This is a genomic window from Comamonas testosteroni ATCC 11996, from assembly GCF_000241525.1.
Taxonomy (GTDB): domain Bacteria; phylum Pseudomonadota; class Gammaproteobacteria; order Burkholderiales; family Burkholderiaceae_C; genus Comamonas; species Comamonas testosteroni.
The window spans coordinates 46,085-71,945 of the sequence record NZ_AHIL01000054.1 but is presented as its reverse complement, the minus strand read 5'-3'; the positions used below and the strand labels follow the sequence as shown (position 1 = coordinate 71,945).

22 protein-coding genes are annotated in these 25,861 nt (G+C 64.2%); 10 read left to right on the top strand and 12 right to left on the bottom strand.

Annotation, left to right across the window (positions count from 1 at the left end; all coding sequences use genetic code 11):
* On the bottom strand, positions 1-1,037 hold a 1,037-nt coding region (gene dctA / locus CTATCC11996_RS22875; RefSeq protein ID WP_003081064.1), incomplete at its 3' end, for a C4-dicarboxylate transporter DctA.
* A 215-nt stretch (positions 1,038-1,252) separates the two neighbouring features.
* Between dctA and CTATCC11996_RS22870 the strand changes: the two genes are divergently transcribed.
* From CTATCC11996_RS22870 to CTATCC11996_RS22855, 4 genes are all read left to right on the top strand, one after another.
* Positions 1,253-3,916: a hybrid sensor histidine kinase/response regulator gene (locus CTATCC11996_RS22870; RefSeq protein ID WP_034350120.1), complete on the top strand. Its 2,664-nt coding sequence runs from the start codon at positions 1,253-1,255 to the stop codon at positions 3,914-3,916.
* A 178-nt stretch (positions 3,917-4,094) separates the two neighbouring features.
* The gene (locus CTATCC11996_RS22865; RefSeq protein ID WP_003081060.1) at positions 4,095-4,631 is read left to right on the top strand and encodes a DUF2867 domain-containing protein; all 537 of its coding nucleotides are present in this window, start codon (positions 4,095-4,097) and stop codon (positions 4,629-4,631) included.
* Between the two features lie 112 nt (positions 4,632-4,743).
* Complete coding sequence (locus tag CTATCC11996_RS22860; protein ID WP_236597896.1) at positions 4,744-5,157, top strand: hypothetical protein; 414 nt, start codon at positions 4,744-4,746, stop codon at positions 5,155-5,157.
* 41 nt (positions 5,158-5,198) lie between these two features.
* Positions 5,199-5,600: a GFA family protein gene (locus CTATCC11996_RS22855; protein ID WP_003081056.1), complete on the top strand. Its 402-nt coding sequence runs from the start codon at positions 5,199-5,201 to the stop codon at positions 5,598-5,600.
* A gap of 126 nt (positions 5,601-5,726) precedes the next feature.
* Here the strand turns inward: CTATCC11996_RS22855 and CTATCC11996_RS22850 are convergent, their stop codons facing one another.
* From CTATCC11996_RS22850 to CTATCC11996_RS22830, 5 genes are all read right to left on the bottom strand, one after another.
* Complete coding sequence (locus CTATCC11996_RS22850) at positions 5,727-6,365, bottom strand: response regulator (protein WP_003081054.1); 639 nt, start codon at positions 6,363-6,365, stop codon at positions 5,727-5,729.
* A 107-nt stretch (positions 6,366-6,472) separates the two neighbouring features.
* Positions 6,473-7,447, bottom strand: coding sequence for a Bug family tripartite tricarboxylate transporter substrate binding protein (locus CTATCC11996_RS22845; protein WP_003081051.1), 975 nt, complete (start codon positions 7,445-7,447; stop codon positions 6,473-6,475).
* A gap of 96 nt (positions 7,448-7,543) precedes the next feature.
* Entirely contained in the window at positions 7,544-7,810 is a 267-nt protein-coding gene (locus CTATCC11996_RS22840; RefSeq protein ID WP_003081048.1) for a DUF2783 domain-containing protein, read from the bottom strand.
* Positions 7,811-7,941: 131 nt separating this feature from the next.
* On the bottom strand, positions 7,942-9,612 hold the full coding sequence (locus CTATCC11996_RS22835) for an FAD-dependent oxidoreductase (protein ID WP_034350141.1): 1,671 nt from the start codon (positions 9,610-9,612) through the stop codon (positions 7,942-7,944).
* 255 nt (positions 9,613-9,867) lie between these two features.
* Positions 9,868-10,824 carry an MBL fold metallo-hydrolase gene (locus CTATCC11996_RS22830; RefSeq protein ID WP_003081042.1) on the bottom strand — a complete coding sequence of 319 codons (957 nt, stop codon included), beginning with the start codon at positions 10,822-10,824 and terminating at the stop codon, positions 9,868-9,870.
* A 147-nt stretch (positions 10,825-10,971) separates the two neighbouring features.
* On the opposite strand from CTATCC11996_RS22830, the gene CTATCC11996_RS22825 reads away from it, so the two are divergent.
* Positions 10,972-11,799 (top strand): IclR family transcriptional regulator, encoded by an 828-nt coding sequence (locus CTATCC11996_RS22825; RefSeq protein ID WP_003081039.1) that lies wholly within the window; start codon positions 10,972-10,974, stop codon positions 11,797-11,799.
* Between the two features lie 8 nt (positions 11,800-11,807).
* On the opposite strand, the gene CTATCC11996_RS22820 is transcribed toward CTATCC11996_RS22825, so the two are convergent.
* On the bottom strand, positions 11,808-12,695 hold the full coding sequence (locus CTATCC11996_RS22820; protein WP_003081036.1) for an IclR family transcriptional regulator: 888 nt from the start codon (positions 12,693-12,695) through the stop codon (positions 11,808-11,810).
* Positions 12,696-12,897: 202 nt separating this feature from the next.
* Here CTATCC11996_RS22820 and CTATCC11996_RS22815 point away from each other — a divergent pair, with 202 nt between their 5' ends.
* The 3 genes from CTATCC11996_RS22815 to CTATCC11996_RS22805 all read left to right on the top strand — a co-directional run bounded on the left by CTATCC11996_RS22815 (position 12,898) and on the right by CTATCC11996_RS22805 (position 17,761).
* The gene (locus tag CTATCC11996_RS22815) at positions 12,898-13,884 is read left to right on the top strand and encodes a Bug family tripartite tricarboxylate transporter substrate binding protein (protein ID WP_003081034.1); all 987 of its coding nucleotides are present in this window, start codon (positions 12,898-12,900) and stop codon (positions 13,882-13,884) included.
* A 103-nt stretch (positions 13,885-13,987) separates the two neighbouring features.
* Complete coding sequence (locus CTATCC11996_RS22810; protein WP_003081031.1) at positions 13,988-16,339, top strand: cytochrome P450/oxidoreductase; 2,352 nt, start codon at positions 13,988-13,990, stop codon at positions 16,337-16,339.
* Positions 16,340-16,453: 114 nt separating this feature from the next.
* Positions 16,454-17,761 (top strand): hypothetical protein, encoded by a 1,308-nt coding sequence (locus tag CTATCC11996_RS22805; RefSeq protein ID WP_003081029.1) that lies wholly within the window; start codon positions 16,454-16,456, stop codon positions 17,759-17,761.
* A gap of 75 nt (positions 17,762-17,836) precedes the next feature.
* Here CTATCC11996_RS22805 and CTATCC11996_RS22800 read toward each other — a convergent pair whose 3' ends face one another.
* Complete coding sequence (locus tag CTATCC11996_RS22800) at positions 17,837-18,667, bottom strand: urease accessory protein UreD (protein ID WP_003081024.1); 831 nt, start codon at positions 18,665-18,667, stop codon at positions 17,837-17,839.
* Between the two features lie 166 nt (positions 18,668-18,833).
* On the opposite strand from CTATCC11996_RS22800, the gene CTATCC11996_RS22795 reads away from it, so the two are divergent.
* Positions 18,834-19,901 carry a tripartite tricarboxylate transporter substrate binding protein gene (locus CTATCC11996_RS22795; protein WP_233506376.1) on the top strand — a complete coding sequence of 356 codons (1,068 nt, stop codon included), beginning with the start codon at positions 18,834-18,836 and terminating at the stop codon, positions 19,899-19,901.
* A 27-nt stretch (positions 19,902-19,928) separates the two neighbouring features.
* Positions 19,929-20,918: a TauD/TfdA dioxygenase family protein gene (locus tag CTATCC11996_RS22790; RefSeq protein WP_003081017.1), complete on the top strand. Its 990-nt coding sequence runs from the start codon at positions 19,929-19,931 to the stop codon at positions 20,916-20,918.
* A gap of 77 nt (positions 20,919-20,995) precedes the next feature.
* Here the strand turns inward: CTATCC11996_RS22790 and urtE are convergent, their stop codons facing one another.
* The 4 genes from urtE to urtB form a co-directional block, all read right to left on the bottom strand.
* The gene (urtE, locus tag CTATCC11996_RS22785; protein WP_003081014.1) at positions 20,996-21,688 is read right to left on the bottom strand and encodes an urea ABC transporter ATP-binding subunit UrtE; all 693 of its coding nucleotides are present in this window, start codon (positions 21,686-21,688) and stop codon (positions 20,996-20,998) included.
* 211 nt (positions 21,689-21,899) lie between these two features.
* Positions 21,900-22,775, bottom strand: a complete 876-nt coding sequence (gene urtD, locus CTATCC11996_RS22780) for an urea ABC transporter ATP-binding protein UrtD (protein ID WP_003081012.1) — start codon at positions 22,773-22,775, stop codon at positions 21,900-21,902.
* Positions 22,772-23,980, bottom strand: a complete 1,209-nt coding sequence (gene urtC / locus CTATCC11996_RS22775; protein WP_003081008.1) for an urea ABC transporter permease subunit UrtC — start codon at positions 23,978-23,980, stop codon at positions 22,772-22,774. The genes urtD and urtC overlap by 4 nt, the downstream gene beginning before the upstream one ends.
* A 165-nt stretch (positions 23,981-24,145) precedes the next feature.
* Positions 24,146-25,759 (bottom strand): urea ABC transporter permease subunit UrtB, encoded by a 1,614-nt coding sequence (gene urtB / locus CTATCC11996_RS22770; RefSeq protein WP_003081005.1) that lies wholly within the window; start codon positions 25,757-25,759, stop codon positions 24,146-24,148.
* Positions 25,760-25,861: the final 102 nt, after the last annotated feature.

Sequence of the window (25,861 nt, the reverse complement as noted above, 5' to 3'; positions counted from 1 at the left end):
ACCAGCAGCAGCGCGATCTGGTGGCCCAGGGTCAGATGGGTATCGGTCGCCTGGGCAATGAACAACGCGGCCAGCGTCATGTAGATATTGGTGCCATCCAGGTTGAAGGAGTAGCCGGTGGGCACGACCAGACCGACGACGGACTTGCTGCAGCCGGCTTTTTCCATCTTGTGCATCAGCGAAGGCAGAGCCGATTCGGAAGACGATGTACCCAGCACCAGCAGCAGCTCGTCCTTGAGGTACTTGATCAGCTTGAGCACGGAGAAGCCGCAAAAGCGCGCCACGGCACCCAAAATCACCAGCACGAACAGGGCCGAGGTGATGTAGAAGGTCAGCACCAGCTCGGCCAGGTTGACCAGCGAGCCCAGACCGAACTTGCCGATGGTGAAGGCCATGGCACCAAACGCGCCGATGGGAGCGAACTTCATCACGATGTTGACCAGCTTGAACACGGGCTTGGTCAGGCTTTCAAAGAAGTTCAGCACGGGCTTGCCGGCCTCGCCGACCATGGCCAGGGACACACCGAACAGCACGGCCACCAGCAGCACCTGCAGGATGTTGTCACCCACGAACGGACTGATCAGCGTCTTGGGGATGATGTCCATCACGAAGCCGGTCAGCGTCATCTCGTGCGACTTGGCCACATAGCCCTTGACGGCCGTCTGGTCCAGATCGGCGGGGTTGATGTGCATGCCGGCGCCGGGCTGCATCACATTGGCCACGATCAGACCCACGACCAGCGCCAGTGTGGAGAAGGTCAGGAAATACGCCATGGCCTTGCCGAACACACGGCCCACGGCGCTCAGGTGCGTCATGCTGGCGATGCCGGTAACGATGGTCAGGAAGATCACCGGCGCGATGATCATCTTGATGAGCTTGATGAAGGCATCGCCAAAGGGCTTCATGGCCTCGCCATAGGCGGGCTCGAAATGCCCCAGCAGCACGCCCACGATGATGGCGAACACCACCTGGAAGTAGAGCTGACGGTAGAACGGCAAGTGCTCGCGCGGAGCAGATTCGGTGGGCAGAGTGTGCACGCTGCATCTCCAAGATTGCGGGCGCACCACCGTGGTGCGCCGAATTGCTGCCGTTTGTACTCCCGCGCCCTTTTTGTGCCGATAACCCATTGGTATTAGGTCGGGGTGCGCTCCTAGGGAGAGCATGCACCAACTTAGGGAAATCCCTAGGCGTCAAAATCCGCACTGAACCTGCTCCAGAGCCACACTGGGCTCCTTGATCACCCGCCCTCGTCATGCGTCTTGCGCGAAACCTTGCCCGAAACCGACTCTTTCTGACCCTTGTCATCGTACTCAGCGGCATGCTGTTGAGCATGTGGGCTGCCAGTCGCGTCGCGCTACAGACCTCTTTGCACGATGAAAGCGAGAGCGTGCAGCGCCAGCTCACGCTCTATGCACAGGCCATGGTGCAGCGCGTGGATCGCTACCGCACCCTGCCCGAGGTGCTGGCGCTCGATGCCGAACTCAAGAGCGCGCTCAGCCACCCGCTCAGCGCCACCGAGGTGGACAGGCTCAACCACAAGCTGGAGCAGGCCAACGGCGCCAGCCAGGCCTCCACGCTGACTCTCATCGACAAAAGCGGCAAGGCCCTGGCCGCCAGCAACTGGCGCGACTCGCACAGCAATGTGGGCGAGGACTACAGCTTTCGCCCCTATGTGACCCAGGCGCTGAGCCAGGGCAGTGGCCGCTTCTACGGCATAGGCATGACCACCGGACTGCCCGGCTACTTTCTTTCCCAGGCCATTCATGATGATGACGGTTCGGTGCTTGGACTCATCGCCATCAAGATCCTGTTTCAGGAGCTCGAAGGCGAGTGGAGCCAGTCGCCCGACATCGTCTTCGCCTCGGACGAGCATGGCGTGGTCTTTCTCTCCAACCGCGACGAATGGCGCTACCGCCTGCTGGAGCCGCTGTCCAGCAGCGACCAGCAGGTAGTGCGAGACACCCATCAATACGCGGGCCAGGCCCTGATTCCGCTGGGCTATCGCACCAGCCGGCAGCCTGCTGGCATCGGCATGCTGGCCCATTTCAGCCAGCCGCCACTGGTCGACCCCATGCTCTGGCTGCGCATGGAACTGCCCGAAAGCCAATGGCAGCTGCACCTGCTGCACGACATCGCCCATAGCCAGACAGCCAGCCACTGGGCGGCAGTGGCCGCTGGCGGCCTGTGGCTGGCCGCATCGCTGCTGGTGCTCTACATCCGCCAGCGCCAGCGCCTGGCAGCCCTGCGCCAGCGCAGCCGCAAGGAGCTGGAGACCGTTCTGCACCAGCATGCGCAGGAGCTGCGCACCGCGCAGGACGGCATTGTCCAGGCCGCCAAGCAGGCCGACACCGGACTTTCGCGCAGCCTGCAGCACCTGCCGCAAGGCGTGGTGGTGGTGGACCCGCAGCTGCGGCTGGTGGCCTGGAACTCGCGCTATGTGGAGCTGTTCCGCTACCCGCCCGAGCTGATGCATGTGGGCCAGCCCATTGAGGCCCTGATACGCCACAACGCCAGGCGCGGCCTGCTGGGCAAGGGCGATGTGGAGCCTGCGATTCAGCGCCGGCTCCAACATCTGCGCAGCGGCAGCCCCCATCTGCACGAAAGCGCCAAGGGCGACGGCACGGTGCTGGAGATCCGCGGCAACCCTCTGCCCGATGGCGGCTTTGTCACCAGCTATGCCGACATCACCAGCTACAAGAACACGGCGCGCGAGCTGCGCAATCTGGCCGATACGCTGGAAAAGCGCATTGCCGACCGCACCCGGGACCTGGCCAAGGCCAAACAGGAGGCCGAGCGCGCCAATCGCTACAAGACCCGCTTTGTCGCCTCGGCCGTGCATGACCTGCTGCAGCCGCTGAATGCGGCGCGCATCTTCACCAGCCTGCTACCCACCTATCTGCACGATGATGCGGGCCGCCAGTTGGCCCAGCGGGTGGACAAGGCCCTGGCCTCGCAGGACGCCATCCTCACCAGCCTGCTCGATATCTCGCGCATGGAATCGGGCCAGCTCGAAGTCCGTGTGCGCGATTTCGCGCTCAGCTCCTTGCTGGAAGTGGTGCACAACAATTTTGCACTGCAGGCCGAAAGCGAGGGCCTGAGTCTGCACTGCATGCCCAGCCAGCTGATCGTGCGCAGCGACGAGGCCCTGCTGCGTCGCATACTGCAGAACTTCGTCTCCAACGCCATCCGCTACACGCGCAAGGGCCGTATCGTCGTGGGCTGTCGCCGCCAGGGCGACCAGGTGCGCATCGAGGTGCATGACCAGGGGCCGGGCATCCCCCAGAGCCTGCAAAAGGAAATCTTCGAAGAGTTCCGCCGCCTCGACGAAGGCCATGCCGACGACCGCGGCACCGGCCTGGGCCTGGCCATCGTGGAGCGCTTGGGCAGATTGCTGGACCATGAGATCGGCCTGCGCTCCACCCTGGGCAAGGGAAGCGTCTTCTGGGTCAAGGTTCCACTGGGGCAAGCTGCAGCATTGACGCCGGTATCGCAGCAGCCGTCTCCAAGCGCCCGCGTGGACAGCCCGCTGCAAGGCGGCACCGTCTGGTATGTAGAGGACGATCCCGCCACCCGCGACGCCACCTGCGCCCTGCTCGAGCGCTGGGGCTGTGATGTGCCGCTGGCCGCCAACGCCCCTGAAGCCCTGGCCTATGCAGCGCCCGGCAATGCTCCGCAACTGGTGCTGCTCGATGTGCATCTGGGCCAGCTCTACGGCCCCGATGTCTATGCCCAGCTCTGCGAGCGCTGGGGGCAGCAGCCTCCGGTCATCCTGCTGACCGCCGAAGGCGACAGCACCCTGCGCCGCCAGGCTGCCGAACGCGGCTGGGGCTTTCTGGCCAAGCCGGTCAGACCGCCGGCGCTGCGGGCGCTGATGAGCCAGACTTTTCTGCGCGGACGAGATGGCGGCAGCGCCTGAGAAACAAAGTCATTTCCAGCGGCGGCGCTTTCAGTGCATCGCACTCTCGCTATGAATTCAGGAAGAGCGACCCTCTGCACGCCGTGGCTGCGCAAGCCGAGCGGCGGATTCTTCGATATGCTGCTGCTGCCTCTGCGGTATTTCCGGCCCGCAGCTCACGCCACTCAGGCCAGACCGCATGCACCATCATCCCGTTGAATCCGCCGTTCCGCCCGGCAGCCGCATCGCAGATCGATTGGCCGGAGCCAGCTTTCACGACTCCTGGAGCATCATCTCGGACGCCACAGGCCTGTCTGCACTGGACCACTTCATTCTTGCCGCGCGCAAAACGCCGCGCTGGATTGAAATCTGCATGCGTGCGCGCAATCTGGTCGGCGGCCTGGCGGGGCTCAAGAACCTGGGCACCCTGTCGGCCCTGAAGCCCGGAAAGCCAGCAGCCAGCTACGGCCCGGGCGATAGGGTCGGCATCTTCACGGTGTTCGAGAACACCTTTGATGAAGCCCTGATTGGTGACGACGACAAGCATCTGAAGGTCGTGCTCAGCATTCACCGCAAGAGCGACATCAGCTCCCTGGACACCGTCATCACCGTCACCACCGTCGTGCATGTCAAGAACGCACTGGGCCGCCTCTACATGCTGCCCGTCAAACCCATGCACAGGCTGATCGCTCCTGCCGTGCTGTCCTCCCTGGGAGGACGAACCCATGCCGCATGAGGAGGCACACCTCTGCATGCCAGCTCTTGATTAGACGGTTGCAGAAGACATGCGCGACTACGACAGCCTGGCTCATCGACACAGCAGCAAAGACATGTGCGTGGACAAGCCCATGTCACTCATCGCCAATCTGATTGGCTTTCTGCCTACAGAGGAAGACCTGCACTATGCGCTGGGCTTTTATGCCGGAGGCAGCGGCATTGACGACCGCCTGGCTGTGCGCTGCCGAATCGATCTCGCTCATTGGCCCGATGTGGTCAGCAGGCTGCGTCTGAAGTCTGTGCATGAAGTATCGTTGGACGCCGACTGGCAAGAGGATTTCCTCTGGCTGATCGATGCGCAAGATGTAGAAGGCCCGCTCCAAGCCCATTGTCATCGCTTCATCAATGCGGCGAGACAGGGTTTTCAGGACGAAGTCGATCATCGTTGGGAGATCTTTTTCTCTCACGGCAGCGATATCAATGCATGGTGTGCGGTCTGGCGTAGCCAGGAGCATCTGAACTATCTAAGCTTCGAGCAGGGCTGACATCCCGATGGCGGCCCGTCTCAACACAGGGGGATCGCCAGATGCTGAAGTCCTATCGTGCCAGCTGCCATTGCAGCCGGGTTCAGATTGAAGTCGGCCTCGATCTGAGCCAGCCCAGCTATCGCTGCAACTGCTCCATCTGCAGACGCAGCCGGTTCTGGCCCGCCATCGCCAGCCCCGAAAATTTCCGCCTTATTACGGGCGAGAAGGAACTCACCCTCTATGTGTTTGGCTCGCAAAAGAACCAGCATTTCTTCTGCAAACGTTGCGGCATCCGCGTCTTTGGTGTGGGCCACGACACGCCGATAGGCCAGATGTACGGCATCAATATCGGTTGCCTGGAAGATCTGTCGGAGGAGGAGCTTTCGCGAATTCCCATCACGTATGTCGATGGCATGCACGATCGCTGGGACGCTACGCCGGAGTTTTTCTCGCACTTGTAGCCATCGAACTGCGACGACGGCTTGCAGCGGCAAGCTGCGTAGAAAAGAGGTCAAAAAGGCCTCAATCCATTACCAACAAAGCGCAGCAAGCTATCAGGACAGATGGCCTTTGAGCCACCAGGGCAGTCAAACCTCGTGATCGTTTTCCAGGCTCTTGACCAGCACCGCGGCCTGGGTGCGTGAATAGCATTCGAGCTTCTTGAGAATTGCCGTCACATGGACCTTGACGGTGTTCTCGGCCAGGCCCAACTCGTGCGCGATCTGCTTGTTGAGCAGCCCGTCGGCAATGCACAGCAGCACGCGAAACTGCTGGGGCGTGAGCTGGGCCAGACGAGCGGCCAGGGCCGCATCGGCCTCCGAGCGCTCGGCCACCATGGAGGGAAAGCTGATATCCCCGCTCAGCACATCGTCAATCGCGGCACTCATATCGTCTGCCGCCGCGGACTTGGAGATAAAGCCTGCCGCGCCGAACTGCTGGGCGCGGCGGATGATGCGAGGGTCGTCATTGGACGAGATGATGATCACCGGCACCTGCGCATATTCGCCGCGCAGATGCAGCAGGGACGAGAAGCCGCGCGCGCCGGGCATGGCCAGGTCCAGCAGCACCAGCTCGATCTCGGGATGATCCTGCATCGCCGCGCCCAGGGTCTGGGCGCTGGCCGCCTCCACAATGCGAAATTGCGGAAAGCGGTCGTGCAGCACCTGGATCAGCGCTGCGCGAAACAGCGGGTGATCGTCGGCAACGAGAAGAGTGGGCTCGGACATGGCCCGCAGTCTGCCACGGCTGGCACGGCGCTGCATCTGCAAAAACGCATATCCCGCAGCACCCGGGCCTGTCCGTCACCCAGGCTGCGGCCCACTGAGTCCGGATCTCAATCGAGCTTGATGTTGTTGGCCGTGATCACACGGCCCCATTTGCTGCGCTCGTTGCCGACAAATTTCTCCATCTGCTCGGAGCTGCCAGGCATGGGCTCGACCCCCATGGCTGCCAGACGGGCCTTGGTGCGCGTGTCGGCCAGCGCAAACTGCAGCGACTGGCTGAACTTCTTGACCACCTCGGCCGAGCTGCCCTTGGGCACGACGATGCCTTGCCAGGCATAGCCCTCGAAGCCCTTGAGGCCTTGCTCCTGCAAGGTGGCGACCTTGGGCAGCACATCGATGCGGGCCGGGCTGGCCACGCCTATGGCCTTGAGCTTCTTCTCGCCGAGGAAGGGAATGATGGTGGCGCTGTCGGCCCACATGGCGGGAATCTGGCCGCCGATCACATCCTGCACTGCGGGCGCCGCACCGCGATAAGGAACATGGGTCATATTGCCCAGGCCCACTTCTTCGCGGAACAGCTCGCCAACCAGATGATGAGGGCTGCCCAGGCCGGCCGAGCCCCAGCTCACGCCGGTCTTCTGCTGCTTGGCCCAGGCGACAAACTCGGTCAGATTGCTGACCGGCACATCGTTGTTGACCACCAGCAGCATGGGAAAGCGCACCAGCATGCCCACGGGCTTGAAGTCTTTCTCGGCGTTGTAGTTGAGCTTGCGGAACAGAAACGGGTTGGCAGCCAGCGTGGCGAAGTCGGCCGTGAACATCAGGTTGCCAAAGTCATGCGAGCGCGCGCTGTACTCGGCTGCGATATTGGTTCCCGCGCCGGGCTTGTTGTTGATGACGATGGGGCGCTCCAGATTGCGGCCCATGGCCTCTGCAATCACGCGGGCCACCACGTCGGAGCCCCCGCCTGCGGCGTAGCCTATGACCCACTCCAGGGGCTTTTCCTGTGCCATGGCGGCCGGCCCTGCCGCCCAGGCCAGCGTCGAGCAGGCCAGTGCGGCCAGAAACTGTTTGCGTTGCATCATCCTTGTCTCCTTGATTCTTGGCCCCTTGAATAGATTTTGGTGACGGGGCCTTTAGGGGATGGCGCAGCTGCCGCCAGGCCGGCGGCGCGCTGCATCTCAAACGGCAGCGTGTACCGGGGCAACCGGTGTCACGGCGCCGCGCTCGCCCGGGTCTGCGCCGGCAGGAGAGAATCCTGCGCTGGCGCGGGCCAGTTCGAGCGCATGCAGCAAGGTCTCTTGATGGCCGATGTGATTGGCCAGCAGCAGCACCAGGCGGGCATTGAGGGCATGGCTTTGCGCGGTTTCCAGGCCCTGATGCGTGGCGATAAGGGCTTCATAGAAATCGTCGCAGGCTTGCAGATTCGGGTGTGTGGACAGCAGCATGGCGGTCTCCTGACAAAAATGGGGGGAATCCTTTGGTGGGCCTCCACCAGGGACAGCTAGCAAGGGCCGCCCCGCAGCGAGGCTGTCGTCCCCCTCCCGCGTAGCGAGAGAGGGGGAAGGCGCGAAGCGACTCAGGGGGAGGCTCTTTGCAACGCAGCACGCACGCCAGCCTCGTCGGGACGGCGCCAGCGCGCGCAGACATGCTGGTCGGGGCGCAGCAGATAGCAGGTGCCGGGGCGCGCATCCAGGCGCTGCGCGGCCAGACCCTGCACATCCAGCAGATCGGCTTGCGCGGTCCAGACATCGCCCTCGGCGGCTATGGATAGATTGAGCACACCGTCAAGCTCGCGTGCCCAGGCCGGCGTGGAGCCGAAATGCAGCAGCGTGAAGTCCGGGCCCAGGGCCCGCAGCAGCCATGTGGTCTGGCTGTCGCCGGGGCGGCGCATGGGCGCGTCGCTGAGCACGGCACCGGGCAGTTGCGAGCCTGCGAAGACCTCGCTGTCCGGCGTGTTGAGCGGCGAATGCTGCAGCGTGGCCGGCACCGACAGCCGCCCGCTGTTGACGATGCGACGCGCAAACTCATGCTCGCGCGCCAGCTCCAGCGCCGCATCGCGAAACAGGCGGCTGATCTCGCTCTTGGGCGTGATGAAGTCGGTGGCGCGTGTGGAGTTGCGGATGTTCTCGTCGGCCGCGTACTCGCGCTCGGTGCCGTAGGTCGCGATCAGCGCAGCATCGGCCTGGCCGCGCAGCACGCGGTCGAGCTTCCAGGCCAGGTTCTCGGCATCCTGCACGCCACTGTTGGCGCCGCGTGCGCCGAAGGGCGAGACGCCATGCGCGCTGTCGCCCGCAAAGACCACGCGGCCGTGGACGAAGCGGTCCATGCGCAGGCAGGCAAAGGTGTAGACGCTGGCCCATTCGAGCTCGAAATCCGCGTCCTTGCCCAGCAATGCGCGGATGCGCGGCAGGATGTTCTCGGGCTTTTTCTCCTCCTCGGGATCGGCCTCCCAGCCCAGCTGGAAGTCGATGCGCCAGACATCGTCGGGCTGGCGATGCAGCAGCACGCTCTGGCCTGGATGAAACGGCGGATCGAACCAGAACCAGCGCTCGGTCGGGAAATCCGCATGCATCTTCACATCGGCAATCAGAAACCGGTCGCGGAAGATGCGGCCATGGCTTTCCTGGCCCATCAGGCCGCGCAAGGGAGAGCGCGATCCGTCGCAGGCCAGCACCCACTGGGCATCGATCCGGTACTCGCCCTCGGGCGTTTCCACTGTCAGCTCCGCCCCATCGTCGCGTGGCGCCAGCGCCGTGACCTTGTTGTGCCAGCGCAGGTCGATCAGCGGCAGCTGCAGGGCGCGCTCGACCAGATAGGCTTCGGCGTAGTACTGCTGCAGATTGATGAAGGCCGGGCGCTCGTGGCCGGCCTCGGGCAGCAGGTCGAACTGGTAGAGCGACTGATCCCTGGCAAACACCTTGCCCAGATTCCAGGACACGCCCTTGTCCACCATGGGCTGGCCCACGCCCAGGCGGTCCCAGATCTCCAGCGTGCGCTTGGAAAAGCAGATGGCGCGCGAGCCTGTGGACAGCTTGCAGTCGTTATCGAGCACCACCACCGGCTGGCCGCGCTGCGCCAGATCGATGGCCAGAGACAGGCCCACGGGCCCGGCGCCGACGACGACCACGGGGTGGCGAGCTGGCGCATCGGCATCCTGGTCCGCGTGACGTCGATAGGGAATCTGGATGGACTGAATGTCGGCGGCGCTGCCGCGCAGTGCGTCAAGAGAAATGGCGGTGGTGGACATGGCGTTCATCGGTGCGCAAACCCTGAAAAGCGTGGATCTGTTTCTTGGGGCAATAAACGCCCCTCCGGCTCTTGGCGACCGGATTCAAACTCTGTCTTTTTGATAGCTGCTACCGCTTGTAAAGCAATGAATTCAATATCTTTTCAATTTGAATTCATTGCAAATCAAGCGCAAGTAGCTCCTGTTTTAGATAGCTTTGTCGTTGACCGCCGCGCCAAGCGCAAAAGACTGCCAGCCGGGCGGCCCAGGAGGCGACTAGCCTTCCAGCGCCAGCCACATCTCGCGGTCGCGCTCGGCGGTCCAGATGCGCGGGTCGGCGTGGCCCGATGCCTCGTCGTAGGCGCGTGTCACGTCGAAGGGCATGCAGTGGTTGAAGATCACCCAATGGCCGTATTTGGGCTGCAGCTTGGCAAAGGCTGCCTCGTAGACCTTGCGCAGGTCCTTCCTGGCATCCGCACCGGCCTTGACCTCGGCCCACAGGTCGCTGATGAAGTTGCGCGTGCCTGCCAGGCCGGCCTGCACTTCGGCGGCGTTCTGCAGTGCAGCACCGCGGCCAGGCACCAGCTTTTCGGGCTTGAGGGCGGCAATCGCATCCAGCGTCTGCGGCCAGTCCTGGAAGTAGGCATCGCCGGCATAGGGCGTGGCATCGAACTCGACCAGATCGCCGCTGAACAGCACCTTCTCCTGAGGCAGCCAGACCACGGTATCGCCTTTGGTGTGGCCGCGGCCCAGCTGCAGGATCTGCACCTCGAGCTTGCCCAGCCACAGCGTCATCTTGCCGGTGAAGGTCATGGTCGGCCAGGTCATGCCCTCGGGCACGCTCTCGACGTTCTGGAACAGGCGCGGAAAGCGGCCGATCTCGCTGGCCTTGTCCTGCTCGCCGCGCTCGACGATGAGGTCGTAGGTGTCCTGGCTGGCAATGATGTGCTCGGCGCCATAGGCCGAGGCACCCAGCACGCGCACCGCGTGGTAATGCGACAGCGTGACGTATTTGATGGGCTTGTCCGTGACCTCGCGAATGCGGCGGATCACGTCCTCGGCCATGACGGGCGTGGCCTGGGTGTCGATGACCATCACGGCGTCGTCGCCAATGATGATGCCGGTGTTGGGGTCGCCCTCGGCCGTGTAGGCATAGGCATGTTCGGAGAGCTTGTCGAAGCTCACCTTCTTGACTTCAAGGTCGGCGGCGGAGGCAAAGGTCTTGGTGCTCATCGTTGCAATCTCTTTGTTTTAAACAAATGCATTCATCTTTATCGAATTTCTGAATGCTAGTTATAAATTCAACATTGCACAATCGATTTGTCATAGTGAAAAACCCTGCAGGGCTTCCAGCCGCTTTTCCGCCGTCACAATGCCGTCATGCCTCATGCCAACTCTTCTTTGACCGACGCCCGTTTGATGCTTGAATCCAGTGACGACGAACCCACGCGCGCACCGCGCGGCATACAGAGCGTGGAAGTCGGCGGCCAGTTGCTCAAGGTGCTGGCGCGCACGGGCCGGCGCATGGCGCTCAAGGATCTGGCACGCGAGGCGGAGATGACGGCAGCCAAGGCCCACCCCTATCTGGTGAGCTTTTGCAAGCTGGGCCTGATGGAGCAAGATCGCGTCAGCGGCCATTACGGCCTGGGGCCGCTGGCCATCCAGATGGGTCTCATCAGCCTGCAGCAGGCAGATCCCGTGCGCATGGCGATTGCCGAGCTGCCCGCTCTGGCGCAAGAGGTGGGCTACACCGTATCGGTATCCATGTGGAGCGGCCAGGGGCCGACCATCATCCGCGTCGAGGAAGGCCCGACCCATGTCTATGTGGCCATGCGCCACGGCACCCCGGCCTCCTTGCGCCATACCGCCACGGGCAAGATTTTTGCGGCCTTTGGCGAGCCGGCCCGCATCGCACCGCTGCTGCAGGCCGAAGGCCACAGCCTGGACGAGCCTGCGTTTGCCAAGGAACTGGACTCCATTCGCAGCAACCACCTGAGCGTGGTCGAAAACCAGTTGCTCTCAGGCGTAAGCGCGCTGGCGGTGCCGGTGTTCGACGGCTTCGGCCAATTGGTGCTGGCGATTGCCGCCATCGGCCCTTCGGTCACGCTGACGCTGGACCCCGCCGGTCTGCCGGCCCGCAAGCTGCAGGCCCAGGCGCGTGCGCTGTCCCAGCGCCTCGGAGCCCCGGCTGCGCTGACCGGGGCCTGATCACAGACCTAGACTCGGTAGCCCAGCGAAGCGCTGATACTGCGCGCCTCCTGGCATACAGCCTGGGCAATGCGGCCCTGCGGATCGGGGTCGAAGCCACCGCTGGCACCCAGCGCGCAGAGCACGGCCACCACATGGCCGTTGTAGTCGAGCAAGGGCGCAGCCACGGCGCTGATTCCGGGCAGATTCAGATCCCGGATCGCCGCACAGCCGGCCGCGCGAATCTCGCTGCGCAGCTGCTCCAGAGGCTTGCTGGCATGCAGCAGACGGCGATGCTCGGGGCTGGCGGCCTCCAGCTCGCGCGCCAGCAGCGCCTCGACCTCGGGCTGCGGCTCCATGAAGGCAAAAAATGCCCGCCCCGTGGCCGACCACAGCATGGACATGACCGAGCCCACGCGCACATTGACGGTGATGGGCAGGCTGGGCTCCTCGAAACGCACGATGGTGGGCCCCATATTGCCCATGACGGCGACAAAACTCGTGACCTGCAAGGACTCGCGCAGATGCTGCAAGGCGGGCTCGGACATGCGCACCGGGTCGTTCTGGCGCATCGCAGCCAGGCCGATATGGATGGCCTCGCGTCCGAGCGCGTACTGGGTGCCGCCACGATCCTGCTCCACCAGACCTTCGGCCATGAGGCTGGCCAGATAGCGATGTACCTTGGCCGGACTTTCATCGACAGCAGCACCGATCGCCGTGAGGCTGGCACGTCCGCCCAGTCCCGCCAGGGCCTTGAGCACGGCCAGACAGGTCTCGGCGGCCTGCACTCGCTGACGACGCTCACGCCCGTCCGCAGCTTCTGTGACGGCACCAGGCTGGCGCAGCTTTGTGGCGCGCGGCGCTTGCGCAGCGGTGGTCGGCAGCACGGCGTCCGCAGTCTTCTTGTCTTTTTTCATGTCTGTAGCGATTGATGGCAGGGCTTGGATCGGCATTCTGATTCAAATTCATGACTCAAGTCATGGAAATCCCTCAGGCTCAATTTACGCAATGCGTATAAAAATTACGCAAAACAATTTCCGTATTAAAGCGGAACCGCAGGCGGAGTGAAGCTTGGTTAACCCGCAGGCAAACAACACCACAGCCCAGGAGACACCCTCAATGAAAAAACGCCTCTTCACCGCCTCGGTTCTGGCCACCAGCATGCTCTGGCTGGCCGCAGCCTCCGGCGCCGTCATGGCCCAGGACAAGTACCCCAGCAAGAGCGTGCGCTGGATCGTGCCCTACGCCGCCGGCGGCGGCTCGGACTTCCTGGCCCGCACCATAGGCCAGGCCTGGGGCGCGCAGGCCCATCAGCCCATCGTCGTGGACAACCGCCCGGGCGGCAACACGGCCATCGGCGCATCGGAGACCGCACGCGCACCGGCTGACGGCTATACCGTGCTGTCGGCCGACAACGGCACGCTGATCTTCAACCCGGTGCTCTACAAGAGCCTGAGCTACAACCCCGGCAAGGATCTGACGCCCGTCACGCTCATGGGTCGCTTTCCCATGATTCTGGTGGCCGGCCCCGCCGAGAAGGCCAAGACCGCCAAGGAGTTCATTGCTGCCGCCAAGGCCAGTGCCGAGGGCGTGAACTACGGCTCCGCCGGTGCGGGCAGCCCCCATCATCTGGCCATGGAGTTGCTGAAGTCCGAGGCCGGCCTCAAGCTCGCCCATGCGCCCTATCGCGGTGCTGCTCCGGCGCTGGCAGATGTGGCAGGCGGTCAGATTCCCGTGATGATGGTGGACCTGGCCGCCGGCGCTGGCTTCATCAAGGGCGGCAAGGTGCGCCCCCTGGCAGTGGCCAATGCCACGCGCCTGCCCCAGCTGCCCGATGTGCCCACCTTCGGCGAGCTGGGCCTGCCCGGCGTGCAGGCTGCGGCCCTGGTCGGCATGGTGGCCCCGGCCAAGACCCCGGCCAATGTCGTCACGGCACTGAACAAGCAGGTGGTCGCCGCCATCAACGAGCCTGCTGTCAAGCAAAAGCTCATCGACTTTGGCGTGGAGCCCGTGGGCAACACGCCCGAGCAGTTCCAGGCGCTGATCCACAGCGAAAGCACACGCTGGCAAAAGCTGATCAAGGATCTGAACATCACGCTGGACTGATTGCCCCGCTGACCCATGCCGCAGAGGCTGGCGGCAGGCCGCCTCTGCGCTCTCGTCCGATGGCGCAAGCCATCTCCTGCCTCTTTGCGTTTGCGAGCGAGCCATGACCGTTTCCACCCCCAGCCGTTGCCCCATCGATCACAGCCAGTTCGGCAAGCCCACCGGCCAGAGCGGCCCTACGGGCTGCCCCATCAGCCACGGAGCCGCCAGCTTCGATCCCTTTGCCGACGGCTACCAGCAGGACCCGCCCGAATATGTGCGCTGGGCACGCGAGCAGGAGCCGGTGTTCTACAGCCCGCAGCTGGGCTACTGGGTGGTCACGCGCTTCGACGACATCAAGGCCATCTTCCGCGACAACCTGACCTTCAGCCCCTCGATCGCACTGGAGAAGATCACACCGACAGGCGATGAAGCCAATGCCGTGCTCGCCAGCTACGGCTTTGCGCTGAACCGCACCCTGGTCAACGAGGACGAGCCCGCCCACATGCCGCGCCGCCGCGCGCTGATGCAGCCCTTCACGCCCGAGGAGCTCAAGCACCACGAGCCCATGGTGCGCCGGCTGGCCCGCGAATATGTGGACCGCTTCATCGATGACGGCCGTGCCGATCTCGTCGATCAGATGTTGTGGGAAGTACCGCTGACGGTGGCCATGCATTTTCTGGGCGTGCCCGCAGACGATATGGACACGCTGCGCCAGTACAGCATCGCCCACACCGTCAACACCTGGGGACGCCCCCGGGCCGAAGAGCAGGTGGCCGTAGCCCATGCCGTGGGCAATTTCTGGCAGCACGCGGGCCGGATTCTCGACAAGATGCGTGCCGATCCCGACGCCGAAGGCTGGATGCAATACGGCATCCGCAAGCAAAAGGAGCTGCCCGAAGTCGTCACCGATTCCTATCTGCACTCCATGATGATGGCCGGCCTGGTCGCCGCGCACGAGACCACGGCCAACGCCACGGCCAATGCTGTCAAGCTGCTGCTGCAACACCCCAAGGTCTGGCAGGAGATCTGCGCCGATCCCTCGCTGATCCCCAATGCCGTGGAGGAATGCCTGCGTCACAACGGCTCGGTGGCCGCCTGGCGGCGCCTGGCCACCAAGGATGTGGTGATCGGCGGCCAGGCCATTCCGGCCGGCAGCAAGCTGCTCATCGTCACCTCTTCGGCCAACCACGACGAGCAGCATTTTGTCGATGCCGACCTGTTCGACATCCACCGCGACAATGCCAGCGATCACCTGACCTTCGGCTACGGCTCCCACCAGTGCATGGGCAAGAATCTGGCGCGCATGGAAATGCAGATCTTCCTTGAAGAGTTCACGCGCCGCCTGCCCCATATGCAGCTGGCCGAGCAACGCTTCACCTATGTGCCCAATACCTCGTTCCGAGGCCCCGAACATCTGTGGGTGCAATGGGATGTGAACCGCAACCCCGAACGCGCCAACCCCGCCGTGCTGGCTGAGCAGCAGCCCGTGCGCATCGGCGAATCCTCGCAAGGCGGCGTCAGCCGCAGCATGCTGGTGGAAAGCACCGAGCTGATTGCGCAGGACGTGCTGCGCGTGCGCCTGAAGGCGCCGGACGGGCGCGGGCTGCCGCGCTGGACGCCGGGCTCGCATATCGACCTGCACTGCGGCGACACGGGCATCTCGCGCCAGTACTCGCTATGCGGCGACCCGCAGCAAGCGGATACCTACGAGATCGCCGTGCTGCGCGAGGAGCAAAGCCGTGGAGGCTCGGCCTGGGTGCATGGTGCGCTGCAGGCCGGCATGAAGGTGCAGATGCGCGGCCCTCGCAACCACTTCAAGCTCGACGAAAGCGCGCAGCAGCTGATTCTCGTCGCCGGCGGCATAGGCATCACACCGATCGCAGCCATGGCGGCCCGCGCCCAGGCCTTGGGCATTCCCTATGAGATTCACTACAGCTGCAGCCAGCGCGAGCGCATGGCGCTGCTTACTGCATTGCAGGCACGGCATGGCGAGCGTCTGCAGATCTATGTGGGCGCAGAAGGCCGGCGAGCCGACTACCCGGCGCTGCTGGCCCAGGTCAGGCCCGGCGCACAGATCTATGCCTGCGGTCCGCAGCGCATGCTCGACGGACTGGCCCAGGCCAGCCAGCATTGGCCCGAGGACAGCCTGCGCGTAGAACATTTCTCCAGCACCCTGGGCGCGCTGGACCCGGACAAGGAGCACGGCTTTGAAGTCGAGTTGCGCGAATCCGGCATCACGCTGCAGGTGCGCAACGATGAGACCCTGCTCGATGCGCTGCGCAGCGCCAATCTCGATATCGAGTGTGACTGCCGCGAAGGCCTGTGCGGCTCCTGCGAGGTGCCGGTGCTCGAAGGCGATATCGATCATCGCGACATGGTGCTGACCCGTGCCGAGCGTGCGGCCTGCACCAAGATGATGAGCTGCTGCTCGCGCGCCAGAACGCAGGAATCCAGAATCGTTCTGGCGCTGTAGCGTCCCAGGCGGGCAGCCCCGGACGGGCAGTCCCGGGCGGGCGGCACCAAGCGGGCGGCACCTGGCCGGCTGCCGCCAGGCCATATATGGGTTGTGCCTAGAATCACTGCCCATATGGGCCTGTTGCAAATACTGCTGATTCTTGTGTGGGCGCCGACTGCAGCGCTCATTGCCTTCGTGGCCACCAGCTGGCTGGGCCATGGCGCACAAGCCATCTGGAGCGCCGTGACTCGCGTTCAAGCCGACGAGCGCTCGACCTGGCCGCTGCTGCTGGGCGGCGTGGCGGCTCTGGCGGGCATGGTGGGGGCTGTCATCACCTTTCCGAACCAGGCAGTCATGCGCCATGCGTTTGACAAGCTGCTGGGCTATGGCTCCACACGCGTGGAGATCACGCTGCGCCAGGACGATGCCGCCACGCGTCAGGCCCTGCTGGAGACGCTACGCCCCTTCATGGAGATGGGCGGGCGCGAGATTCGCTACCGCGTCTCCACCCGGCACGGCAGCTACACCGAAGCCGACGAAGTGCCCAGCTATTACCGCTTCGCTGACGGGCGACTGGAGATCGCCACAGGCGGCATCGTCAGCAACGACAGACTGTCCGTGATGCAGCCCGGCTTCAAGGCTCTGGCGCAATTTCCCACAGCCGGCTCCATTGACGCCAGCGTGGCGGCCACAGTGAACCTTGGCAAGGCACGGATAGCCGTGGAGATGCTGCCGCGCACGGCCATGCTGGTCCACGGCGACGCCACCAAGGAATTGCCAAGCGTGCTGCGCCCCGCCGCCCCGGCCCGTTGCCATCTGGAGGTGCAGGCGCTGTTCTCCACGGATGCCTTCAGGCTGCTCATGTTCGCGGGCCGGGCCTCGGGCGCGGTCGAGATCCATGCCGGCCCCGATACCGCCCTGCGCGACACGCAGTACCAACTGGTCGGCATGGGCCTGGTGCCGGGCAGCAACGGGCGCAGCGTCAAGGAGCTGGAGACCGATGCCACCCGCATCTATGGCGTGCTGAGGCTGTTGCCGCCTCGCCTGAATCCCGATGTCATGGACTGCGATACCGCGCTGGGACGCATGAGCGACCCGGCCCTGATGGCAGCCGCCATGCTGTCCACATTTCCCGGCCTGGAAGGACGCGTGGGCGACGTAAAGATCACGCCTTCAGCCTCCTTCTCGCCCTGGCACAACCGGGGCTGGACGGCCGTGCCGCCCGGCACGCGCGCGCAAGGCGGAACACGCGCCGAGGCCGGCACGCGCAATTGCTCGCAGGAGCAATACCGCTACACGCGCGCCAGCCTGGCCATGCTCGAGGAGCGCTGCATGGAACGCGACCCGCAAGCCGGCAGCGCCACCTGTGCGCGCTTGCGCGAGCGGCTGGACTGGAGCCGGTCCGAGCTGGCCCGGTGCACCGGCCGATCGGCACCTTGAAACCCGGGCCTGCCACAGCGCCAAAGCTGTTAGGGATGCCGGGCTGCAGCAGCCGCAGACCGGCCAATCACAGGTTCACATGGACCAGATTCTCGGCACTCCCCCCTGCAGACCCCAGAGCTCTTTTCTCCAGAAACTCCACATGGTTTTCCACAGCATCATCACAGGCTCAACCACAGGTGATGCACAGCGCAGAACCAGCATGTTTTCATTGGGCGCAGTAACCCCGCTCAACACCGCAGGAGCGGCCTTGGCAAGCAGCTCCTGCGTGCCTTCCAGCAAGGCTTCGCGCTGATGACGCGCAATGGGTGAGCCGCTGGCAAAGATCAGACTGCCCAGGCAGCGATGCCCGGCCAGCCCCAGGTCGCCGTTGAGCAGCAGCTCATCCTGCGCGTTGATCGCGCCGCGCTCCAGGAACCGGCCCGGCCATTCGATGTGCTGCTCGAACCTGCCGGACTCATAGGGCTGGGAGGCCAGCGGCAGGCCCAGTGCCGTCACATCCCAGGTCAGCAGCTGCGCATCCTCGGCAAGCTCGAACTCCAGGTGGTTGACGGCATCGCAGGCGTTGTACGCAATCGCCTCCAGCGGCAGCCACTCCAGCCTTGCTCCGGGGTCCAGGCGCAGCCGGGTGCGCTGCATGGCCTGCTTGCCGTTGCTTTTGTAAAAGCGCGTGGCACCGGGCGTGGTGACCAGCGCATGCGCACCTTCTGCGACATGGACATCAATGTCCAGCACATCGCCGCCCACCAGCCCGCCCGGGGGGTGCACCAGCACGTTGTGGCAGATGGCCGGCCCCTCGGGATACAGACTTTTGAGGATGCGCAGCGGACCATCGTGCGTGAAATGCACCGAGGTCTTGCCGGCCTGCAGGGAATAGTTCAGCGCCAGTTGCGCATGCCAGGTCATTGTCTTTCTCGCCTCTTCAAGCAGGCCTGCCGCTCAGGCCCGGGTAGCTCAGCTCTTTTGCTTACTAACTCATGAAAATTCATTCGTTGTTGCAATGCTGCCGCGCTTCTACAGTCTTCAGCACGCCAGCCCGCAAAGCGCATGGCGATTGACTTCAGGAGCTTTCATGTCGGCCAGTACCGTAACTCATTCCCGCCTGCATCGCACTCTGGCCCCATGGCTGACATCGATGGCGGTGCTGTGCTGCACGCTGGCAACTGGCCCTGCTGCTGCGCAATCCGGCGGTGCAGCGGCCTCGGCCTGGAAGCCCAGCAAAGCTACAGAATTCATTGTCCCCAGCGGGGCCGGCGCGGCGCTGGATCAGGCGGCCCGCAAGCTCACCGAGCTGCTGGCACGCGATGGCTATGCACCGCAGTTCGTGGTCAGCAACAAGTCCGGCGCACATGCGATCGCCGCGCTGGAAAGCCTGCACCGCCACCCTGGCGACGCCCATACGCTGATGACGCTGAGCACCAGCTACGGCAACAGCCTGGCGCAGAATGCCCTGCCCGCACACCTGCAGAAAGGCACGCCGCTGGTGACCTTGCTGCGCGAGTTCACCACGGTGGTCGTGCGTGCGGATTCGCCGCTGCGCAATGCCCAGGACCTGATCGCCCAGCTGCGCAAGGACCCCGAGAAATACTCCATCGGCATCGCCACCACCTTGGGCAATCACATCCATCTGGGCGTGGCCCAGCCCTTGCAGCAGGGCGGTGTGAATATCCAGAAGCTGCGCATCGTCCCCTACAAGTCCTCCGCCGAATCCATGGTGGCGCTGGCGGGCGGCCATCTCGATGTGGTTTCGGCCACCACGCCGAACCTGCTGCCCTACCTGCAGTCGGGCCGCGTGCGCGTGCTGGCGATTGCCGCCGACAAGCGGCTTGACGGCGTGTTCGCCCAGTCGCCCACCTGGAAGGAGCAGGGCATCGACTATGTCAGCGATTCGTTTCAGGGCGTGATGACGGCACCCGGTGCCAGCGCCGCGCAACAGACGTACTGGGTGAACGCGCTGCGCAAGGTTTCCGAAACCCGGGAATGGAAGGAGTTTGTGGCGCTGAACCAGTGGGAGCCCGTGTTTCTCGGCCCGCAGGACACGGCTCGCGCACTGCATGCCCAGGTCGAACGCAGCCATGCACTTCTCACCGAGCTGGGCCTGCTGCAGCCCAGCGCCTCCCGTATTGCCCAGGCCCGCTGAAGCCCCGCTCTCATCAGGAAAAATCCCATGAACATGCCCCTTCCCCACGCTCCGCTGCAGCATCTGGACCAACGCCTGAGCTCCGCAAGCAACATCACTCCGCATATCCGCATCACGCCGCAGTCGGCGCATATCGGCGCGCTGATCAGCGGCGTCAATCTGAAGCAGGCCTTGAGTGCCGCCGAAGTGCACACCATCCGCTCGGCATTGCTGCGCTGGAAGGTGATCTTCTTTCGCGACCAGCACCTCAGCCACGAGCAGCAGATCGCCTTTTCGCGCCAGTTTGGCGAGCTGACGCCCGGCCACCCCGTCTTCGGTCATGTCGAAGGCTTTCCCGAGCTGTATTCGATTGCCAAGCACCGCAAGGCCAACCGCCACAGCGGCCAGGCCGAACAGCGCCCCTGGACCGGCTGGCATGCCGATGTGACGGCTGCCCACAACCCGCCTGCCGCATCGATTCTGCGCGGCGTGACGATTCCGCCCTATGGCGGCGACACGCAATGGACCAATCTGGCCGCGGCCTACGAAGCGCTCTCCAAACCGCTGCAGGCCTTCTTGCAGGGCCTGCGTGGCGAGCACCGCTTCAGCGCCCCGCAGGGAGCCACGGCATCGCAGGAATATCTGGATCTGGTGCGCGACAATACCCTGATCAGCGAACACCCGCTGGTCACGCTTCATCCCGAGACCGGCGAGAAGGTGCTCTACATCAGCCCCGGCTTTCTCAAGTCTATCGTGGAACTCTCCACCCGCGAATCGCGCGTGCTGCTGGAGCTGCTCTGGGAGCACGCCGTCAGCAGCGAGTTCACCGTGCGCTTCAAGTGGGAACCCGGTTCGCTGGCCTTCTGGGACAACCGCTCCACGGCCCATGTGGCTCCACAGGATATCTTTGCGCTGGAGTTCGATCGCCAGCTCTACCGCACCACGCTGGTGGGCGAAGTCCCCCGGGGCGCGGACGGCCGCGCCAGCACTGCCATACAGGGCAATCCGGTGCTGGCCGCGCACGGCGCAGCGTATTGACGAAATGAGTTGTCCTGCGGGCATGGCCTGAGGCTTTGAGGTGCCGCTTGCGGCACCTTTTTTTCTCCGCCCGATATTCAAATCGCCACCAGTGAGCGCACATTCTTCTCCTGCATCTCGCTGCCCGGGCCCGATGCGATCACCTCGCCGCGCTCCATCACCACATAGTGGTCAGCCAGCTCCTCGGCAAAGTCGTAGTACTGCTCGCACAGCAGGATGGCCATGTCTCCGCGATTGGCCAGCATGCGGATCACGCGGCCGATGTCCTTGATGATGCTGGGCTGTATGCCCTCGGTGGGCTCATCCAGGATCAGGATCTTGGGCTGCGGCGCCAGTGCGCGCGCAATGGCCAGCTGCTGCTGCTGCCCGCCCGAGAGATCGCCGCCACGGCGGTGCAGCATCTGCCTCAGCACTGGGAACAGCTCGTACAGCTCGCCCGGAATCCGGGTGCCTGCCGAACAATAGGACAGACCCATGCGCAGATTGTCTTCCACCGACAGGCGCGAGAAGATTTCGCGCCCCTGGGGCACATAGCCGATGCCGCTGCGCGCGCGCTCATAGGGCGTCCTGCGCGCGATATCGCGGCCCTGCCATTCAATGCCGCCGCTTCTGATGGGAACCAGCCCCATCAGGCTTTTGAGCAAGGTGGTCTTGCCCACGCCGTTGCGGCCCAGCAGCACCGTGACCTTGCCGATCTCGGCCGTGAAATTCACGTCCCGCAGGATATGCGAGCCGCCGTAGTACTGATGCAGGTTCTGAACTTTAAGCATTTTCGACCTCTAACGCTTACACAGCAAGCGCAAGCAGCTATCTAATTTGACTATCTGCGGAGCGCATGACGTTTGAAACTGGCGCTACCCAATTAACGAGACAGCGAGGAAGCGCCGCCGCGCACCGAAGCAGTCGTCCCCCTCCCTTAGCGCGAAGCGCGTAGAGAGAGGGGGAAGGCGCGGGGCCGCCCAGGCAAAGTGCCTCAGGGGGCTACCTCCCAAGGTACACCTCGATCACGCGCTCGTCGGCTTGCACCTCGGCCAGCGTTCCCTCAGCCAGTACCGAGCCATCGCAAAGCACCGTGACCTTCTCGCTGATGGTGTCGATAAAGCTCATGTCGTGCTCCACCACCATCAGCGAATGCTTGCCCTTGAGCGTCAGAAACAGCTCGGCCGTGCGCACCGTTTCCTCGTCGGTCATGCCGGCCACAGGCTCGTCGAGCAGCAGCAGCTTGGGCTCCTGCACCAGCAGCATGCCGATCTCCAGCCACTGCTTCTGTCCGTGACTGAGCAGCCCGGCCTGGCGCGTTACGCTGCCTGCCAGATGAATGGTGTGCAGCACCTCGGCAATCCGGTCCTTCTGCGCGCCGTTGAGCTTGAACAGCATGGAGGAGGCAATGCCCTTGTGGGTCTTGAGCGCCAGCTCCAGGTTCTCGAACACGCTGAGCTGCTCGAACACCGTGGGCTTCTGGAACTTGCGGCCAATGCCCATGGCCGCGATCTCGGGCTCCTTGTAGCGCAGCAGATCGATGGTGGAGCCGAAGAACACCGTGCCGCTGTCGGGTCGGGTCTTGCCGGTGATGATGTCCATCATCGTGGTCTTGCCCGCGCCATTGGGACCGATGATGCAGCGCAGCTCGCCGGGCGCGATATCGAGACTCAGACCGTTGATGGCCTTGAAGCCGTCGAAGCTCACATGCACGTCTTCGAGATAGAGAATTCGGCCATGGGTCACATCCACTTCGCCGGCCACCACGGGGCGAGCCAGACTGGCGTTGCGACCGCCGGATTCGGTGCGCAGCGCGGCTTCGCGCTGCTGGTAGGAGGCCAGGCGCTGCTCGCCTTCCTGCATCAGATCGGGGGTCATGCGCGCACTCCTTCGATGGCATCGGCAGAAGCCGGCTCGGCAGCGGTTTTGGCAGCTGCGACTGCAGTCTGGTTCAACGGCACCGGGGCCTGCGCCTTGCGCTTCTCACGCCACTGGCGAAGCTGCTGCGGCAGCCGGATCAGTCCTCCCGGCATGAACAGCGTCACGACGATGAACAGCGCACCCAGTACGTACAGCCAGTACTCGGGTGCGGCCACGGTGAGCCAGCTCTTGCCGCCATTGACGGCAAACGCGCCGATGATGGGGCCGACCAGCGAGGCACGTCCGCCCACGGCCGTCCACACCGCCATTTCGATGGAGTTTCCCACGCTCATCTCGCTGGGGTTGATGATGCCCACCTGGGGCACATACAGCGCGCCCGCCAGGCCGCACATCATGGCCGAGATGACCCAGATCGACAGCTTGTAGGGCAGCGGGTTGTAGCCGCAGAACATGGTGCGCGATTCGGCATCGCGTACGGCCTGCAGCACGCGGCCGTACTTGCTGCGCATCAGCCAGCGCGAGAACAGGAAGCAGCCCAGCAGCGCCAGCCCCGACAGCGCGAACAGCAGCACATGCATGGCTTGCGAGTTGACGGAAAAACCCAGCAGGGTCTTGAAGCCCGTGAAGCCGTTGTTGCCGCCAAAACCGGTCTCGTTGCGGAAGAACAGCAGCATGGCCGCGTAGGTCAGGGCCTGGGTGATGATGGAGAAATACACGCCCTTGATGCGCGAGCGAAAGGCGAAGTAGCCGAACAGCCCGCCGATCAGGCCCGGCACCAGAAACACCAGCAACACGGTGGCGGCAAAGCTGCCCGACAGCGCCCAGTGCCAGGGCTGCTCCTTCCAGTCCAGAAAGCCCATGAAGGCGGGCAACGCATCAGGGCCTGCGGCCTCGCGCATCAGGTACATGCCCATCACATAGCCGCCCAGTGCGAAGAACAGGCCGTGGCCCAGGCTCAGGATGCCGGTATAGCCCCAGATCAGATCAATCGCCAGCGCGCAGATGGCATAGCACATGAACTTGCCCAGCAGGCCCAGCATGTAGTCGGAAAGGTGCAGCGCACTGCCCTCGGGCACCCACAGATTGAGTGCGGGAGCCACGGCGCAGACCATGGTCAGGGCCAGCAGAAATGCCGTCCAGCCCTTGGCGGATAGCAGCGGCGCTGGCTTGGGCAGTTCGATGGGTATGAATTGGGTTGTCATGTCAGTTTTCCCTCAAGTCGAGCAAGGCACATGGCCTGCGCAGCTGGCGCGGCCCAGGTACGAGACACCGAGCAAGGGCCGCCCCGCAGCGAGGGTGTCGTCCCCTGCCCGCAGCGCGCAGCAATGCGAGAGCGGGGGAGGTCGCGAAGCGACTCAGGGGGTGTTTCATGTTTCCGCACTGCGGCCCTTCAAGGCAAAGATGCCTTGCGGACGCTTTTGAATGAAGACCACGATGAACAGCAGCACGGCGATCTTGGCCAGCACGGCTCCGGTCCAGCCTTCCAGCAGCTTGCTGAGCACGCCCAGTCCCAGAGCCGCATAGACGGTGCCCGCCAGCTGCCCTACACCGCCCAGCACCACCACCAGGAAACTGTCCACGATGTAGTTCTGCCCCAGATCCGGACCCACATTGCCGATCTGGCTCAGGGCGCAGCCGGCAAGACCGGCGATACCGGAGCCCAGTGCAAACGCATAGGTGTCGGTGCGTGCCGTGTTGACGCCCACACAGGAAGCCATGGCGCGGTTCTGTGTCACGCCGCGCACGAACAGGCCCAGCCGCGTTCTGGCAATCATGAAGGCCACGCCCGCCAGCACGGCGAACGCAAAGACGATGATGGCGATGCGGTTCCAGGGCAGGGTCAGATTGGGCAGCAGCGCGATCCCGCCGCTCATCCAGACGGGGTTTTCCACACCCACGTTCTGCGCTCCGAAAAGGCTGCGCACGGTCTGCTGCAGCACCAGGCTGATGCCGAAGGTGGCCAGCAGGGTCTCCAGCGGGCGGCCGTAGAGAAAGCGGATCACGCCGCGCTCCAGCACCGCACCCACCAGCGCCGAAGCCAGAAAGGCCACGGGAACGGCCACCACCAGATACCAGCCAAACCAGGCCTCGGGCAGCCAGCGCTGGAATGCGACCTGCACCAGATAGGTCGCATAGGCACCGATCATGATCAGCTCGCCGTGCGCCATGTTGATGACGCCCATCAGGCCGTAGGTGATGGCCAGACCCAGCGCCGCCAGCAACAGCACCGAGCCCAGGCTGATGCCGCTGAAGATCGCCCCCAGCCTGTCGCCCCAGGCCAGGCCTTCGGCAATGCCGGCCAGCGCGGCCTTGATGGCCTTTTGCACGCCGGGATCGGACTCTTCGGACAGGCGCTGGTTCAGCAGCAGCTGCGTCTCCGGCGTCTGCTGGCGCGACAGCTGCTCCACCGCCTTCAGACGCTGCTGCACCTCGTCGCTGCCCAGCAGGCTGGCAGCCTGGCTGCGCTCCAGCAGCGCTCTGACCTGCCCGTCCTGTTCAGTGGCCAGCGCTTTTTCGATCAGGGGAAGCCGCCCGGCATCAGGCTCGGAGGCCAGTTGCTCGGCAGCCTTGCGGCGCGCCTGCACATCGCTGCTGCCCAACGCCAGCGCAGCCTGCGCCGTGTCGATGACCGAGCGCAGGTAATTGTTGCTGACGACCTCCTCAGCATCCGTCGGGAGTTGGGCGGCCTGGCCGGTCACCGGGTCGGTGACCGCGTCGCCGCTCGTCACATAGACCTTGCCCTGGGACACGCGCACTTCATCGTTGGCGAGCGCGCCGAGATAGGCCGACAGGCGACCGCCGTCGGTCTGTGCATCCGGCGCCAGCACGGCCTGATTGATCGCCAGCACGCGCTGCTCGGAGTCGTCTGCCGCAGCCATGGCATAGGCCTGCTCGGTTGTCAGTGCGTGACTGGCAAAGCTCAGCAACGAGCCCAGTCCGGCGGACAATGCCAGCCTCAATGACTTGCGCAGTATGTTCATAGGAATTTCAGGTTTCTAGCGCTGCAGCCCTTGTCAATAAAGCGCAAGCAGCTATCTCTTCAGGACTGGAGAGCCCACCAGACCTCTCCAGTCCGCGGGAGC